The sequence below is a fragment of the Lacicoccus kunmingensis DSM 17847 genome, assembly GCF_059568765.1.
The window spans coordinates 1-14,320 of record NZ_JCANUC010000020.1 but is presented as its reverse complement, the minus strand read 5'-3'; the positions used below and the strand labels follow the sequence as shown (position 1 = coordinate 14,320).

At 41.3% G+C, this 14,320-nt stretch carries 14 protein-coding genes; 4 read left to right on the top strand and 10 right to left on the bottom strand.

Features of this window, described 5'->3' with window-relative positions:
• Positions 1-3 precede the first annotated feature (3 nt).
• The 6 genes from BO48_RS14205 to BO48_RS14180 form a co-directional block, all read right to left on the bottom strand.
• Complete coding sequence (locus BO48_RS14205) at positions 4-1,290, bottom strand: TRAP transporter large permease (RefSeq protein WP_496368400.1); 1,287 nt, start codon at positions 1,288-1,290, stop codon at positions 4-6.
• The gene (locus BO48_RS14200; RefSeq protein WP_496368452.1) at positions 1,278-1,697 is read right to left on the bottom strand and encodes a TRAP transporter small permease; all 420 of its coding nucleotides are present in this window, start codon (positions 1,695-1,697) and stop codon (positions 1,278-1,280) included. The genes BO48_RS14205 and BO48_RS14200 overlap by 13 nt, the downstream gene beginning before the upstream one ends.
• 63 nt (positions 1,698-1,760) lie before the next feature.
• Positions 1,761-2,786, bottom strand: coding sequence for a DctP family TRAP transporter solute-binding subunit (locus tag BO48_RS14195; protein WP_496368398.1), 1,026 nt, complete (start codon positions 2,784-2,786; stop codon positions 1,761-1,763).
• Between the two features lie 24 nt (positions 2,787-2,810).
• On the bottom strand, positions 2,811-3,608 hold the full coding sequence (locus BO48_RS14190) for a carbon-nitrogen family hydrolase (RefSeq protein WP_496368396.1): 798 nt from the start codon (positions 3,606-3,608) through the stop codon (positions 2,811-2,813).
• Positions 3,609-3,611: 3 nt separating this feature from the next.
• Complete coding sequence (locus BO48_RS14185; protein WP_496368394.1) at positions 3,612-4,232, bottom strand: DUF2848 family protein; 621 nt, start codon at positions 4,230-4,232, stop codon at positions 3,612-3,614.
• Between the two features lie 162 nt (positions 4,233-4,394).
• A complete protein-coding gene (locus tag BO48_RS14180) occupies positions 4,395-4,739 on the bottom strand; it encodes a cupin domain-containing protein (RefSeq protein ID WP_496368392.1) in 345 nt (114 codons plus the stop codon).
• Between the two features lie 221 nt (positions 4,740-4,960).
• Here BO48_RS14180 and BO48_RS14175 point away from each other — a divergent pair, with 221 nt between their 5' ends.
• Entirely contained in the window at positions 4,961-5,806 is an 846-nt protein-coding gene (locus BO48_RS14175; RefSeq protein ID WP_496368390.1) for a YsnF/AvaK domain-containing protein, read from the top strand.
• Between the two features lie 87 nt (positions 5,807-5,893).
• On the opposite strand, the gene BO48_RS14170 is transcribed toward BO48_RS14175, so the two are convergent.
• A complete protein-coding gene (locus BO48_RS14170; protein ID WP_496368388.1) occupies positions 5,894-6,748 on the bottom strand; it encodes a hypothetical protein in 855 nt (284 codons plus the stop codon).
• A 106-nt stretch (positions 6,749-6,854) separates the two neighbouring features.
• Positions 6,855-7,583: an MBL fold metallo-hydrolase gene (locus BO48_RS14165; protein WP_496368386.1), complete on the bottom strand. Its 729-nt coding sequence runs from the start codon at positions 7,581-7,583 to the stop codon at positions 6,855-6,857.
• 503 nt (positions 7,584-8,086) lie between these two features.
• Between BO48_RS14165 and BO48_RS14160 the strand changes: the two genes are divergently transcribed.
• The 3 genes from BO48_RS14160 (at position 8,087) to BO48_RS14150 (ending at position 12,424) form a co-directional block, all read left to right on the top strand.
• The gene (locus BO48_RS14160) at positions 8,087-8,608 is read left to right on the top strand and encodes a hypothetical protein (protein WP_496368384.1); all 522 of its coding nucleotides are present in this window, start codon (positions 8,087-8,089) and stop codon (positions 8,606-8,608) included.
• A complete protein-coding gene (locus BO48_RS14155; RefSeq protein ID WP_496368382.1) occupies positions 8,595-11,864 on the top strand; it encodes a DEAD/DEAH box helicase in 3,270 nt (1,089 codons plus the stop codon). Before BO48_RS14160 ends, BO48_RS14155 begins: the two co-directional genes overlap by 14 nt.
• Before the next feature lie 251 nt (positions 11,865-12,115).
• Positions 12,116-12,424, top strand: coding sequence for a hypothetical protein (locus BO48_RS14150; protein WP_496368380.1), 309 nt, complete (start codon positions 12,116-12,118; stop codon positions 12,422-12,424).
• A 56-nt stretch (positions 12,425-12,480) separates the two neighbouring features.
• On the opposite strand, the gene BO48_RS14145 is transcribed toward BO48_RS14150, so the two are convergent.
• A complete protein-coding gene (locus tag BO48_RS14145; RefSeq protein WP_496368378.1) occupies positions 12,481-13,260 on the bottom strand; it encodes an ABC transporter permease in 780 nt (259 codons plus the stop codon).
• Positions 13,257-14,177 (bottom strand): ABC transporter ATP-binding protein, encoded by a 921-nt coding sequence (locus BO48_RS14140; protein WP_496368376.1) that lies wholly within the window; start codon positions 14,175-14,177, stop codon positions 13,257-13,259. The genes BO48_RS14145 and BO48_RS14140 overlap by 4 nt, the downstream gene beginning before the upstream one ends.
• Positions 14,178-14,320: the final 143 nt, after the last annotated feature.

Here is a 14,320-nt window from a genome sequence, read left to right as displayed (position 1 = left end):
AATTTAACCTGCTAACAGTTCCACTGGGAACATTATTATCTGTGGTAGATAGGTCACTATTAGTAATACTACTATAAGTAAACCGACCTGTGGAAACAAGTGTTTAAACATTATAGGTACTTTTTGCTTCGCAATTGAAGATACGACGAACAAACATACACCTAGTGGCGGTGTGACCATACCTATAGTCAAATTCACTGCGAGTATGATTCCAAAGTGAACTGGATCCACCCCTGCCGCCAATACCATTGGTCCAAATAATGGTGTAAATATTGTCACAGCACTAATAGTATCGATAAACGTCCCAGCAATTAATAGCATGACATTAATTATTAATAATAACAGGATAGGGTTATCTGCTGCAAATCCCATCATGTTCATTAATTGATTAGGTATACTCTCATAATTTATATACCAGATAAAAATAGCTGCTGAAGAAATCAAAAATATAATTCCTGCAGTTGTTGTTGCACTGTTTTTAAGTACATTCCAAAAATCCTTTAAGGTAATTTCTTTATAAACAAAGATTGAAATGATTAAAGCATAGAACACTGCAATTACACCTGATTCTGTTGCTGTAAAAATCCCTGAAATAATACCACCTATAATAATTACAGGCATTAAAAGTGCTAAAACTGCATCTTTTAAAGAAAGGAAAAAGTCTTTAACTGTAACTTTTTCATCTCTTTTAATGACGTAACCATTCTTTTTCCCTATGATAATACTGTAAATCGCTAAAGATAGTGCCATTAACACGCCTGGTAACACACCCGCGATAAAGAGATCACTGATTGATACACTCGCGATTACTCCATAAAGTATTAATACAATACTTGGAGGAATTATAGGTCCAATAGTAGATGCAGTAGCTATTAATGATGTTGTAAAACCTTGATCGTATCCTTCCCTTAGCATTGTAGGGATGAGCATACCACCAATAGCAGCAGCTGCTGCTATTGCTGTCCCAGTTATTGCTGAAAAGAACACGCTACTTACGATTACCACTAATGCAAGACCCCCGGGTATAGGCCCAACAATAATTTTAGAGAATTCAATCAACCTATTAGATATACCGCCTCTGGCCATTATTTCTCCCGCTAATATAAATAAAGGTATTGCCACAAGCGTAAAATTGTTTACACCACTAAATATATTTCTCGGAACATTTGTCAGAAGACTAATATCGTTTGCTGCAATCCCTAAAATTGAAATAAACGCCATTGAAAAAGCTATAGGGACTCTGCATATTATCAGTACAAAAAGTAGTATAATCAAAGCTATCCAAAGCATATCTTATACAGCCTCCTTATATAAAAATAAATCATAAAAATGGAGAATATTGGCACAGCCATGTACAAATATGCTCTTTGGATTGGTAATGATGATAATGTTTGTCCAGTGATGAGATTGGACTGCACTAAATCATAACCGTAATAGGTAAAGACTACTAATACTAATATAGCTATAACGCACTCTATGATGTTCAACAGCAAATCAATTTTTGGATTCAGTTTATCAAAAAGATCTACTACTAGATGATCATGAGTACTGACCAAATATGCTGCTCCAGCAAATATGCTGTAAACAAAACAGAGCATCAAAAACTCTTGAGACCACGGTACACTTATTTGCAGGAAGTATCTAAATACTACTTGTAGAAAAGTAACTATAATGGTTATTAACAAAGTAATAACCATTATAGTTTCCAAAACTTTTGAAAGTATCCCATCGATTTTATTTATCATTTTCTCACAACCTAATTAGTTAGAATCGATAAAACTATCTACCACTTCAGCTGGTACTTCATCCTCAACCTCATACCTTACTTCTGAAGTTGCTTCTCTGAATGCTTCTCTGTCCGGTTCTGTGACAGTGACACCTTCTTCTTCTAACATAGTTACGATTTCATCTTCTTTTTCATTGAGGAATTCTCTTTGATAGTCTTTAGCCTCTGTAACTGCACTGTCTACCGCTTCTTGTTCTACATCGGATAATTCTTCATAAAATGATAGATTCATCAATGTCACTGCAGGGTTATAAGTGTGACCTGTCAGTGATACATAACTCTGTACTTCATAAAATCTCATAGAGTCAATTGTCGGTAATGGGTTTTCCTGTCCGTCGATTACACCTTGGTCAAGTGCTGAATATAATTCGTTAAAATCTACAGGGGTCGGGCTGGCACCAAGTGCACGCATATGCGTTTCCCAAACTTCAGCAGGCTGAACACGGATGCTCATACCATCTACATCTTCAGGAACATTAACTTCTGTAGTATCATTTGTTAAATGTCTTAATCCAACTTCCCAGTAACCCAGACCTTTCATACCACTGTCTTCTGCAAGCGCCAGAAGCTCTTCACCTGGTTCACCATCCAATGCATTATATGCGTGTTCCTTATCTTCGAAAATATAAGGAATCCCAAATACGTTCATTTCAGGGATAGTGTTTGCAAGGTTACTATCGGCTGCGACAGTAGTCATTTCTAATGAACCTGAAATGACTTGCTCAATTGCATCACCTTCTGAACCAAGTGAAGCGTTTGGGTGAATTTCAACTGTCATGTCAACATCTTCGTTTGCTTCTAGTATTTCTTTAAATTCTTCTGCTGCAATATGATACTGATGCGTCTCAGAACCTGTATGAGCTAATTTAATTGTTCTTGGTTCTGTACCGTTGTCAGAGCCATCGCCTGAGTCAGCACTTTCTCCTCCATCAGTATCTCCACCGCCACAAGCTGCTAATGCCAAAACTAAAACTAAAATTAAACCATAAAGCTTTTTCATGAATTTATCCCCCATTTTTTATAATTATAAAAACTTATACATATCTTTCCGTCTGCTGTTAAAAATCGGTATATCTCTTCTCACTTCTTTAATATAATCTAAATCGATTTCCGCCTTTAGAATTTCTTCTGATTCAGTTGAACCTTGTGCTAATGCCTCGCCGAATGGGTTGTAAATTACACTGTTTCCTGCAAATGTCGTACCATTATCCTGAGTACCAACGTTATTAGATCCTACGATATAGCATTGGTTTTCTATCGCCCTTGCTCTTAATAACGTCAACCAGTGTTCCTTTCTTGCTAGCGGCCATTCAGCAACAACAAAAATAACTTTAGCTTCTTGCAGAGCAAGATCTCTAAACAATTCAGGGAAACGCAAATCGTAACAGATGACCATACCGGCTTTCTCACCTTGTAAATCAAAAGTTTCTACGCTATTTTTACCACCAGTTAAAAATGCTGGTTCATTAAGCATAGGTACTAAATGCATTTTCGAATAATCGTAGACTAACTCACCTGATTTGTTGATGTAAAAAGCAGTATTATATACATTATCTTTCTCGACAATGTTTGGAATAGATCCTGCGATGACATTTACAGCATATTTCTTAGCGAGCTCTGTGATTTCAGACTTAATCGGTTCTAACTCTTTTGCTGCATGTTTTTCAATATTCTCAAGGTCATAACCTGATGTCCACATTTCAGGGAGCACTACAATATCATCTTCTGCCAAGTTCGCTTCCTCAAATAAAGATTTAACTTTACTCAAGTTCTTTTCAACGTCACCGTAATAAACATCATATTGCAAAATAACTACTCTCATTATTTACTCCTTAAGTTTATTTATTTTGTATTCAATTTCGATGGTTTTATCCAACTTATTACTTCTAAGACCACATCTGAATGTGTCTCCAAAGACGAAACCATCAAGTAATGGTACAGTACCACAAAATACAGTTACATCTTTCAGTTCAACATCATGCTTTCTTAAAAATTCTATGATTTCATCCAAAGGCACAATCGCGGAAACTTTACCTGATTGATATACTTTCCATTCCCCGTCCTTATTCACAGAGCTGAATAACTCTAAGTCATCCCACTCATCTTCAATCTCCTCAAACTTAATTCTCTCTTCTGCTATAGGTTTAGGACAAATCTGCTTCGACTTCTGAATTGAAATTGTTTCAAGTCCTCTATCTGTGTGATCGCTTCCTACAGTGACCTCGATGTTTCCATCTTTATCTGCTATCAATACAATTTCTACTTCACCGCTAGTTTCATCACCAATGATATGGACCGTATCGCTGTAATTTAATAATTCCGGATTTAAATGATACAGTTCCGGGACGCTTTTAGGCTCCGGGACACCTATCTTCTTAAGTTCTTCAATATGTTCCCATGTCTTATCCTTATTCCTGCCTGCGTAACCAATTGCGTATAATTCCAATTCCTCACCCCTAATGTATTTTGTATACATTATATTTTATAAACTTTAGAATGTAAAGGCTTTCAAGAAAATAATTCAGGAACTTTTTAGAAAAATCTGTTTAAAGATTAAATAAAAAAGATATAACCCTGACCATCACAGAGTTATATCTTCAGAATAATTTTATTTATGATAAACGACTTCAAACATTTTACAGCCATTTGGCGATTTCCATGGTCCATGCTTCATACCAGGCGGTCTTGAAGAAACCATGCCAGCAGTAAATTCTTTATTTAATGTTAAATCTATAACTGATCCTTCTATTATATAAATCTCTTCCCAGTAATCATGTGCCTGTATGCCTTCTTCTGATGAATCTACTCCTGGGGCAAATTCTGTCACTCTGACAAAATCGCCAGTTTCTTCATCCTTGGAAATGATTCTTTGAGTTCTCCCCTCAGTTGAACCAGGTATTTGCTTCGTTTCAAATTCCTTGTAATCCGTAAACTCTATTTCAGGTCTCGACATTGATATTCCTCCTTTAAAATAAAATTATTTTAATGATAAGTGAGTTCATCATTATATGTGTATACATTATACAATATAATTGAAAACGCTTTACTTTTCAAGTTTCAAATTCAGGGATGCAAATTGAAGAAGTAAATGTTTCGTTAGTCATCACGGTTTATATACAATTAGACGGGGAATACATACATTGATATATGTAAATAGAGATGGAGGCTGAAAATATGGGCAGGATTGAGTCATTTTCGACTGAAAAAGTGCTGATGGAACGAATAGAACAACTGAAGTCCGACGGGCTGGAGGAATCTCGCATGACGGTGATTTCCGGTTACGGTTTGCCGGATACTCAGGAGAGGTTTGCCGGTATAAAACAAAAAAGAACGGACAGAGATCCATGGGACGGCATCGTTGCATGGTTCCAGGGTGAGGACAGAGAAGAAGAAGTCATGAGTACGCTCGAGCTGACGACTCTCGAAAAAGAGGAATATAAGACACAGCTGTATGAAGGGCTGGTGCTGCTTTATATCGATTATGACGAGCGTTCTTTCTATAGATTTACACATCCTGATGACGAATACAGCTACAAGGATCAGGCACATCCACGCCGGCGCACGAATCTCGGTCATACTGTGAAAAGTGATTTGACGGGAGCACCTGAGCAGAGAAGGATGCATAATCCCGATGAAGAGAGCTTTGAACTGAGAAAAGAAGAACTGTCGGTGAATAAAGAAAAGAAACAGGTCGGCGAAGTCATCGTCAACAAATTTACAGAGTCTGAAGTTCAGGAGTTTGATGTGCCGGTCGACCATGAACATGTCACCGTGGAAAGACGCAAGCTTGAAGATGAGCCTTTGTTTGAGACATACAGCCATGATGATTCAGATGATGAAGAAGGTGTCATCCGCATTCCAATCACAAAAGAGCGGGTCAAAGTCATCAGAGAACAGGTGGTTACAGAAGAAATCATCGTCCGGAAAAAGGTCGTTACTGATAACAAGCATATCTCGGAAGTTGTCAAACATGAAGATATTAATGTAATCGAGAGAAAGAATGAGGATGAGGGAAAATGATTTACTATATAATATCTACAGAGGACATAGGTGAGTTATGTCCTCTTTTTTAATAATTTTAAAATTCCTTAATAATATTTAAAATTATTATTTTAACTCATCCATTAATTGTACTAAACCATTATATGCATTAGCTTTCTCATTACGTACCCATCGCCATGCTTCCTCCACCCCATAAAATCTTGTTTCTTCATCAGCATATGTCTCAATTAATAAATTTATATCTAGTTCTCTTAATTTTGAGTTTATCATATTTATTATGCCATCTAATTTTGTATGAAAAGAATATTCAGTTCTTTCTAAACCTATATCTTTATGTTTCAACAATATATTCCTATAAAAAACATCTTCAAACTTTATAGTAAAATAACTTCCTTTGTACTCATTAAAACGTTTTTTTATTTCTAGATAGTTTTCTTCAGCTTCACTTTGAGATTTTTGTAGACTTTCGGAGTGTTGAACTGTTTCTCCAATTGTCCCTTCTTTATAAATATTTCTAATACTGTCAAAACCTATCAGTTCTACTAACCCCATCCTTATAATATACAAATCATCTTGCAATTTTTTTAAGGTCACTATGTAATTTTCAAGTAATCTAACTTGTGTTTCTATCCTCACCCTCTCTCTATTATATGTCTCTGCTCTTTCTAGTCTCCTCGCAGCATTAACCATTCGATTTTCACTTAGTTCTCTTTGCTCAACCATCATTTTTTCATTCAATTCTCTTTGCTCTTCACTCTGATACTGATTCAACTCTCGCTGTTGTTTACTTTGTAAATAAGCCACATAAATTACACCAACAGTACCGATAATACCACCTAAATAACTCCCCCAAAAACCTATCCATACCGATGAACTTCCTTCAAACCAAGAGAGCCAATCACCAGTGGATATTAAATAACTAATCCCTAAAGGAAATATAACAATGATTAGAATAGACACAACTAAAATAATCCCCGAATATTTTAAGTTTCTTTTAATTAAACTTCACTCCTACTTTGATTTTTTAAGTTTATAATATTCACATTGTAAATCTATAACTTTACACCTATATCTCCATCCCCGTCTCTGCCAGCACCACATTCTCAATCCCTGCCGACTTGACTGTCTGAAGCAGCTCTTCAACGTTACCGTAGTGCGGCAGATGCGACAGTACCACTTTTTTCGCTCCTGACTTTCCTGCCAGCAAGGCAACTTCTTCAGCATTCATATGCCCGAGTCTTTCAGCATCTTCACCTTCATAGTGGCTGCATTCGGTAATCAGTACATCGGCATTCTCTGCGAATTTAACCAGATTCTTTCTATAGCTCGTATCCGCAGTGTATACCAGCATCTGCCCTTCATCATCCGTAATTTTCATGGCGTACGTTTCAACCGGGTGGGTGTTTTTGTGGAATGTCACGGTGAACGGTCCTGCTTTGATCGCACTGTTTTTATCATATGGATGAAATTTGTTGAACTTCGTATTCTCCACCTGCCTCATGATGTCCTTATCCCTCGGTCCGTATACATTCAGATGCTTATCTGCCTGATCGATGTAGGTACTGATCATCCGCCCGAACAGGAACGCACCGAGATCGACGGAATGATCATAATGGTAATGGGACAAAAAGAGATGATGCAGTTTATTCAGCTCGATATAGTTCTGGACGTGGGCCGCGACACCGCTCCCTGCATCCAGTAAAATCGCAAATCCGTCCTTTTCGACGAGATATCCGGACGTCGGTTCATTCTTCTTCGGGAAACCGCCCCACATACCGACTATTGTACATTTCATAGAAGACACTCCAATACCGTTAAGTTAAATGTTCATTTCATTTATACAAAAGGAATTTTTAATTCCTTATTCACCGCATCTGCGATTCGTTCCAGCATTTGGACACCCGCATTTTCTATTCAGGAGATTGTAGACCGGGAATCATTCCTTTTTGGATGAACGCCTGAGTCTTTGTCATAGTACCCATCTTTCATTTTAATCCTATAACCATTATAATCCAAATTCTGAAATATAAAAATATTTCAGTCACTTTATATGTTCATAATAGTATAATCATTAAGTCGCCTATACTTTCTGGCGCACTTTTACCAGGAAGTCGGTGGTGACTATGGAATTAATTCTTGTCAGTTGCATAATACCACCCATACTTAAAATAACAATAATTACACTCTAAATGGACGCCCTTATCAATATTCCATTGAAGTCCACTGTACCAGCATATAATATTGAACTATCAGCGAGTAACCTTTATGATTTATATGGAAGAGTAGGAGTTGAACCATATGGGTAGAGGCCATTTCTGTTACGGATGCGGGGAAAACCGCCCCAATGAAAAATTCAGCGGCAAGGGACGCAAGCAGCGTCTATGCAAAGAATGCAAAAAAGAGGGATTGGATAAGATCGACTTCAATCCACCCACTGAAAAGCACAGTGAACATTATTATAGTAGGAAAGTGAAAAATCCGTTAGTATTACAACATGATATCGGTTTTATTCTTTTATTCGAATATAAAAGAAGTAAATACATACTCGCCCCGGAACCGGATTTCAATATATATCAATTTCTGCCGGACCTGGCGGTCTTTATTATCGCTGAGCAATTCAAGGACAGCTTCAACATGTGGGATGCATGTGCTTCGAAAATGGAAGGCAGCATTCGTGTCGAACCGGAAGAGTATTTGGAAGCCTTTGACGGCAGTGATGAATTCCAGCTGCAATTACCCGACAGGAAAAAGAGGTACCTGGATGTTGTTTCAGCTTTAGAAAATATTCAAAGACGGAGTGTTGATGATGCAAGTGACTGATCAGTTGATCCGACAGTTTTATTCGGATGCCTTTTATAAAAGAGGTAAAAGATACTATCTCAATGGTAATGTGAAAAATTTGCACTATGATAATATATCGGATAAATGGCATGCAAATGTCGTGGGCAGCCGAACCTATCGTACACGCATCACTCTGGGTGACAATCATATCTCAGAAGAAGATTGTAATTGTCCGGCTTATGCGACCTACCTGCAGTGCAAGCATCTTGCCGCGACGCTTTTTGCGATTCAAAATGCGCAGCAGCAGGAGTACACTTATCAGAGGGATATCGATATGCCTCTTAAAAATAAAAGTTCTAAAACTGAAAATAAATCGACAAGAAATGCAAGATACCAGCAGGCTGAAGAGTTGATCAACTTCTTTGGCGATAATCTGCAGAAATCCCAGAATGCATCGTCCACCGGAAAAGGTCTGCTCAAAACTGAATTTCTGCTGAGAACGTACGTTGCCGGCGCCTACTTCAGGCGGAAAGAAGTGTTCGACATCCAGCTGAGGATCGGCGAAAACCGACTGTATGTCGTAAAAGACATCCGGGAGTTTCTGGATGCAGTTGCCTGGAAGAAAGAAATACGTTTCGGGAAAAATTTCACTTACGACCCGGATCATCACTATTTTTCCGAAGAAGACCGGGAAGTGATGGACAAGCTGATTGAAATCAAGAAGACTGAATCCTTCTATGACGAAAGTGCCGATTATTGGGCGACGCGGAGGAAAGGAAAAGAATTATTGATTCCGGCATATGCAGCAGATGACCTCCTTTTCAAACTGCAGCATTTGAACTGCAAGTATGAGCAGCAATACTTGGTTTACGATCGATTGGAGCTGGTCACCGGCCACCTGCCATTTTCCTTTGCTCTGGAGAAAGGGAGTCACGATGAATTCCGCCTGAAAGTCACAGGCAGTCCGGCGGGCAGCCACTTCAACCGGTATGGATGGTACGCGGAAGACGGCATACTCTATAAATTATCCGAAACCCAGAGCAGGACGCTCGAGCCTTTTATCGAATATATGAAGGAAGGCAGGAATCCGGATATACCGGTTTCCGCCGACCAGGTCGGGACATTCATCTCCGGTACGCTGCCGCAAGTGAGGCGGATTGGTGAAGTCACCCTGTCCGAAAAAGTGTCCGACAGCGTCGTCAACCCCGAACTCACGGCGAGGCTCTACGTCGACGGCAATGACTTCGGCGTGGAAGCCCGTCTCGAGTATCATTATGATGACATCGTCATCAATCCATTTGATGACTCAAATAAAAACCGTGAGCCGGCGGATAAAATACTCATCCGGGATGACGAGCGTGAACAGGCGGTCATGTCCGTTCTTGAACACTCCGACTTGAAAGTGGCGGGTGACCGGCTGTATGCGGATACCGAAGACGGCCTGTTCGAATTTCTGCACGACACACTGCCGGTGCTCGAAGATCATGCGGAGATCTATCTGGCTTCGTCGGTGAAATCGATGATACTGCCGGAACCGCCGAAAGGCGAAGTATCCGTCAACGCACCGGAGAGCGGCAACTTCCTTGAAGTGAGTTTCAATCTGGAAGGCATCAACCAGGATGAAATCTCAAACGTCCTGCAGGCGGTCGTCGAGAAGAAACGATACATCCGACTGCCGAGCGGCGCATTCGTTTCACTTGAAGACGAATCACTCGGCGAAATGGCGGATATGCATCATCAGCTTGAAGACAAGGCAGCAGGAACGGACAACGGCATGATGACGCTGCCGCTCTACCACGGAATGCTCGTCGATGAACAGATGAAGGACCTTGATTTCCAAGTGATCGACTTCAGCCAAAACTTCAGAGATTTTATCGATGCAATCAGGCAGCCCGAAGAAAGGGAAATCGGGCTCCCGGCGGAACTCGAAGCGGACTTGCGTGAATATCAGGAGACCGGCTTCAAATGGATGAAGTCGTTGTCTCAATACGGTCTTGGCGGGATTCTCGCTGATGATATGGGTCTCGGCAAGACCGTCCAGTGCATCACTTATATACTGTCCGAAATCGAAGACAAAGGCAGAGACGCGCCATTTCTTATTGTCGCGCCCGCTTCCCTCGTCTATAACTGGAAAAATGAATTTCATAAGTTCGCCCCGGGCTTGAGTGTCGCAGTCGCCGCTGGCAACAAGAAAGAGCGCCGCACAGTACTTGAGTCTGAAGAAACGCCTGACGTCTACATTACGTCGTATCACACACTCAGACAGGACATCAAATGGTACATGGGACAGATGTTCCACACCATGATCCTCGACGAGGCACAGGCGATCAAAAACTACCGTACAAAAATTGCCCAGTCCGTCAGAATGATTACGGCGCCAAAACGGTTTGCGTTATCGGGCACACCGGTTGAAAACTCGATGGATGAGCTATGGGCAGTGTTCCAGGCCGTCATGCCCGGGTTTCTATTCGACCAGAAAACGTTCCGCAACCAGGAACCGGAGACCATCGCAAGGTTGGTCAAGCCCTTTATTTTAAGAAGATTGAAGGAAGATGTGCTGAAAGAGCTGCCGGACAGAATCGAGACGGTGCATTATTCCGAGATGAATCAGGTGCAGAAAAAACTGTATCTCGGCTATTTGAATAAGATTCAGAGTGAGGCGGCAGAGTCGCTTGCGACCGAGGGGCTGAATAAAGGCCGGCTGAAAATATTGGCGGGACTGACACGGCTCAGACAGCTGTGCTGCCATCCATCGCTATTCATCGATGACTATTCCGGAGATTCCGGGAAACTCGAGGCACTGTTTGAAATCATTGAAAATGCCTGCGAGAACGGCCAGCGCATGCTGATATTCTCCCAGTTCCCGAGCATGCTCCGAATCATCCGTGAGAAACTGGAAGCATCCGGCCGGAGCAGCTACTATCTCGACGGCCAGACACCGGGCGCCGAACGGGTGCGCCTCGTTGAGGCATTCAACGCTGGTGCCGAAGATATTTTCCTGATCTCACTGAAAGCCGGCGGCACAGGGCTGAATCTTACGGGTGCAGACACCGTTGTTCTGTATGACCTGTGGTGGAACCCGGCGATCGAGGAACAGGCCATCGGCCGTGCCCACCGAATGGGCCAGAAGAATGTCGTGCAAGTCATCCGCATGATTGCCCAGGGCACGATCGAAGAGAAAATCAACGAGATGCAGAAGCAGAAAAAAGAAATGATCGACTCCATCATCCAGCCGGGCGAAGCCAAGCTGTCCTCCATGTCGGAAGATGATATCCGGGAGATACTGTCGATTTAGAGTCGGTGCTGATTTCGTAAGCTTTCTACGGTTTCAACAGGCGCTTACGTTTTTCGATATCTGATTCGTAAACTGCGAACTTATACAGCCCGGGCTTACGAAATTTCGTGAGTCCGGGTCTTTATTTATTTTCGAGACCTGCACCATTTATGACCAAAATCCGAACTTTACAGATTTGGAGTTTATTAACAAATGTTGAAAGAAGTCCTCTGTTATCATTAACTTAATAAGATTTTTCGCAGGAGGCAACTATGGGCAGGATTGAAGCATTTGAAACCGAAGCGGCGCTGATCGACAGTATTGTGGAGAAAAAAGCTGAAGGGTTGGAAGAGGCACGGATGACGGTGATTGCGAATGCCAGTCTGCACAAGACCGTCTCAGAATTCAAAAATATCGGTAACAAAGCAACCGACCTCGGACCGCTGGCTAAATTGTTCTCGCTTTTCTCGACGACCAGCCGTGAAGAAAAACTGATGGACGCGCTTGATCTGACGGATGATGAGAAAAATATACATCGGAAGTCGCTGGAAGATAATAAACTGCTGCTTTATATCGAATAGTCATTTCATAAAATATTGAGCCTTCAATCCATTCAACAGATTGAAGGCTCTATTTATTAATGCTGATCTGCATACAGCCACCAGAATAGCGTACTGAAAACACCCAGCAGACTCGTAATTATTATCATGATGACACCGCTTAAGTTGATGATGTTTTCCCCAGTCATTCCGCTGTAAAGTGCCGGCACGGACCACGGGAAATATTCACCGTAGCCGATGGCTGCGATAATTTGAGAAAATATCAATGCAACCACAAGAAATCCGAGCGGCGCCAAGTAACCTCTTGAAAAACTGGCAAAAAAAGCGACGGGTGTGCTTAAAAGTATCGTTAAAACAGTGACGATGAGTATGATGAATAGACTGTGCATCACTACATCCAACGACCATTCCGGCAGCCCGATCATCCAGCCGATGATAAACCCAATCAGCAAAATGTATACACTCAATAAAAAGCTCACAATAAATGAAGCCATAAATTTAGCGATGACAATTACTGCTCTTGAATAAGGCAGTGTCAGCAGGTCTTTCACCGTATGATCTGCGTATTCCCTTCCAAATATCCAGCTGATAACAAAACCGAATACGAAAATACCGCCGACACCGATCATCTGGGCAAACAATCCAAGGTAGGACGGCCAGTCCGCTTCACCAGCAAACTCCGCCTGCGCACCAACGAGTCCGGAACTTTCTGCGAGTTCCGGGTTTTTCAATATAATCATGAACAATCCCGCCATTAACGGTGCGATGGTGAATGCCGCTGCGATGATCCAGATCACTTTCGATTTGCGCACTTTCAAAGTTTCGACAGACAATGCAGCGAGTAGATGTTTCATCATCTGTCACCGCCCTTCTCAATCGATTTCAGGAAATACGATTCCAGGTTCCGCTCCTGAATCACCAGCTTTATCGGTGGATAACCGTTATTCACAAGCAGCCGTGATATGTCATCAGGCTTCTGAATCGCCCGCTCATCACTGATTTCAATCAGACCATGGTGGTTTATTTTTGAAATATAACCCGCATTCTCCAAGGACGTCTGAGCGGATTGGTTATCACGGGTACCCACAATCAGCTGCTGATCAAGAAGGACATTCAGTTTATTCGTCGAAATCTCTTCAATTAAACTGCCTTCGTGGATGATGCCGATTTTTGTCGCAATCATCGCGACTTCACTCAGCTGATGGCTCGACAGCAAAATCGTCACCCCTTTGTTGAATGCCAGATCCTGAAGCAACTCCCTCACTTCGACAATGCCGGAAGGGTCCAAACCATTCATCGGCTCATCCAAAATCATAATGTCCGGAGAATGAATCAGTGCTTTTGCGATGCCAAGTCTCTGCGCATTCCCGAGGGATAGATTCCCCGCCTTCTTATCCGCATAACGGGCCAGATTCAGCTGGTTCATCACTTTATCCACCGCTTCAGCCGCTTCAACCAGTTTCAGACGCCTGAAAATTTCCAGATTCTCTCTCACGGTCAGCTCCGGATAAGCATGCGGCGTTTCAACAATATGACCGACACTTCTCCAAATCTGATGATTCGAAGGTGACACTTTCTCACCTTTAATATGGCACACCCCGGCACTTGGCTTGATCATACCGAGCAGCATCCGGATTGTAGTCGTTTTTCCCGACCCATTCAAACCGATAAAGCCGTAAATTTCCCCTTTATCAATACTTATAGACACATCATTAACCGCCTGAAAATTTTTGTAACGCTTTGAAATACCGCGCGTTTCTATGACCGGTTTCATCAGAACATCCCCCAACAATGTATAATCTCTCTTTATGATTATTTTTATTCTAAAAAAAATAGCATAAAAATCTAGTTATCCGCATAAAAACTGGACTTATCACACTTTATCAAGGTCAAAACCACTCAATTTACTACTAATTT

What these genes read in the sequence shown, in the direction of transcription:
- BO48_RS14205 (WP_496368400.1), bottom strand. Translation starts at nt 1,290, where the DNA reads ATGCTTTGGATAGCTTTGATTATACTACTTTTTGTACTGATAATATGC.
- BO48_RS14200 (WP_496368452.1), bottom strand. Translation starts at nt 1,697, where the DNA reads ATGGTTATTACTTTGTTAATAACCATTATAGTTACTTTTCTACAAGTA.
- BO48_RS14195 (WP_496368398.1), bottom strand. Translation starts at nt 2,786, where the DNA reads ATGAAAAAGCTTTATGGTTTAATTTTAGTTTTAGTTTTGGCATTAGCA.
- BO48_RS14190 (WP_496368396.1), bottom strand. Translation starts at nt 3,608, where the DNA reads ATGAGAGTAGTTATTTTGCAATATGATGTTTATTACGGTGACGTTGAA.
- BO48_RS14180 (WP_496368392.1), bottom strand. Translation starts at nt 4,739, where the DNA reads ATGTCGAGACCTGAAATAGAGTTTACGGATTACAAGGAATTTGAAACG.
- BO48_RS14175 (WP_496368390.1), top strand. Translation starts at nt 4,961, where the DNA reads ATGGGCAGGATTGAGTCATTTTCGACTGAAAAAGTGCTGATGGAACGA.
- BO48_RS14165 (WP_496368386.1), bottom strand. Translation starts at nt 7,583, where the DNA reads ATGAAATGTACAATAGTCGGTATGTGGGGCGGTTTCCCGAAGAAGAAT.
- BO48_RS14160 (WP_496368384.1), top strand. Translation starts at nt 8,087, where the DNA reads ATGGGTAGAGGCCATTTCTGTTACGGATGCGGGGAAAACCGCCCCAAT.
- BO48_RS14155 (WP_496368382.1), top strand. Translation starts at nt 8,595, where the DNA reads ATGCAAGTGACTGATCAGTTGATCCGACAGTTTTATTCGGATGCCTTT.
- BO48_RS14150 (WP_496368380.1), top strand. Translation starts at nt 12,116, where the DNA reads ATGGGCAGGATTGAAGCATTTGAAACCGAAGCGGCGCTGATCGACAGT.
- BO48_RS14145 (WP_496368378.1), bottom strand. Translation starts at nt 13,260, where the DNA reads ATGATGAAACATCTACTCGCTGCATTGTCTGTCGAAACTTTGAAAGTG.
- BO48_RS14140 (WP_496368376.1), bottom strand. Translation starts at nt 14,177, where the DNA reads ATGAAACCGGTCATAGAAACGCGCGGTATTTCAAAGCGTTACAAAAAT.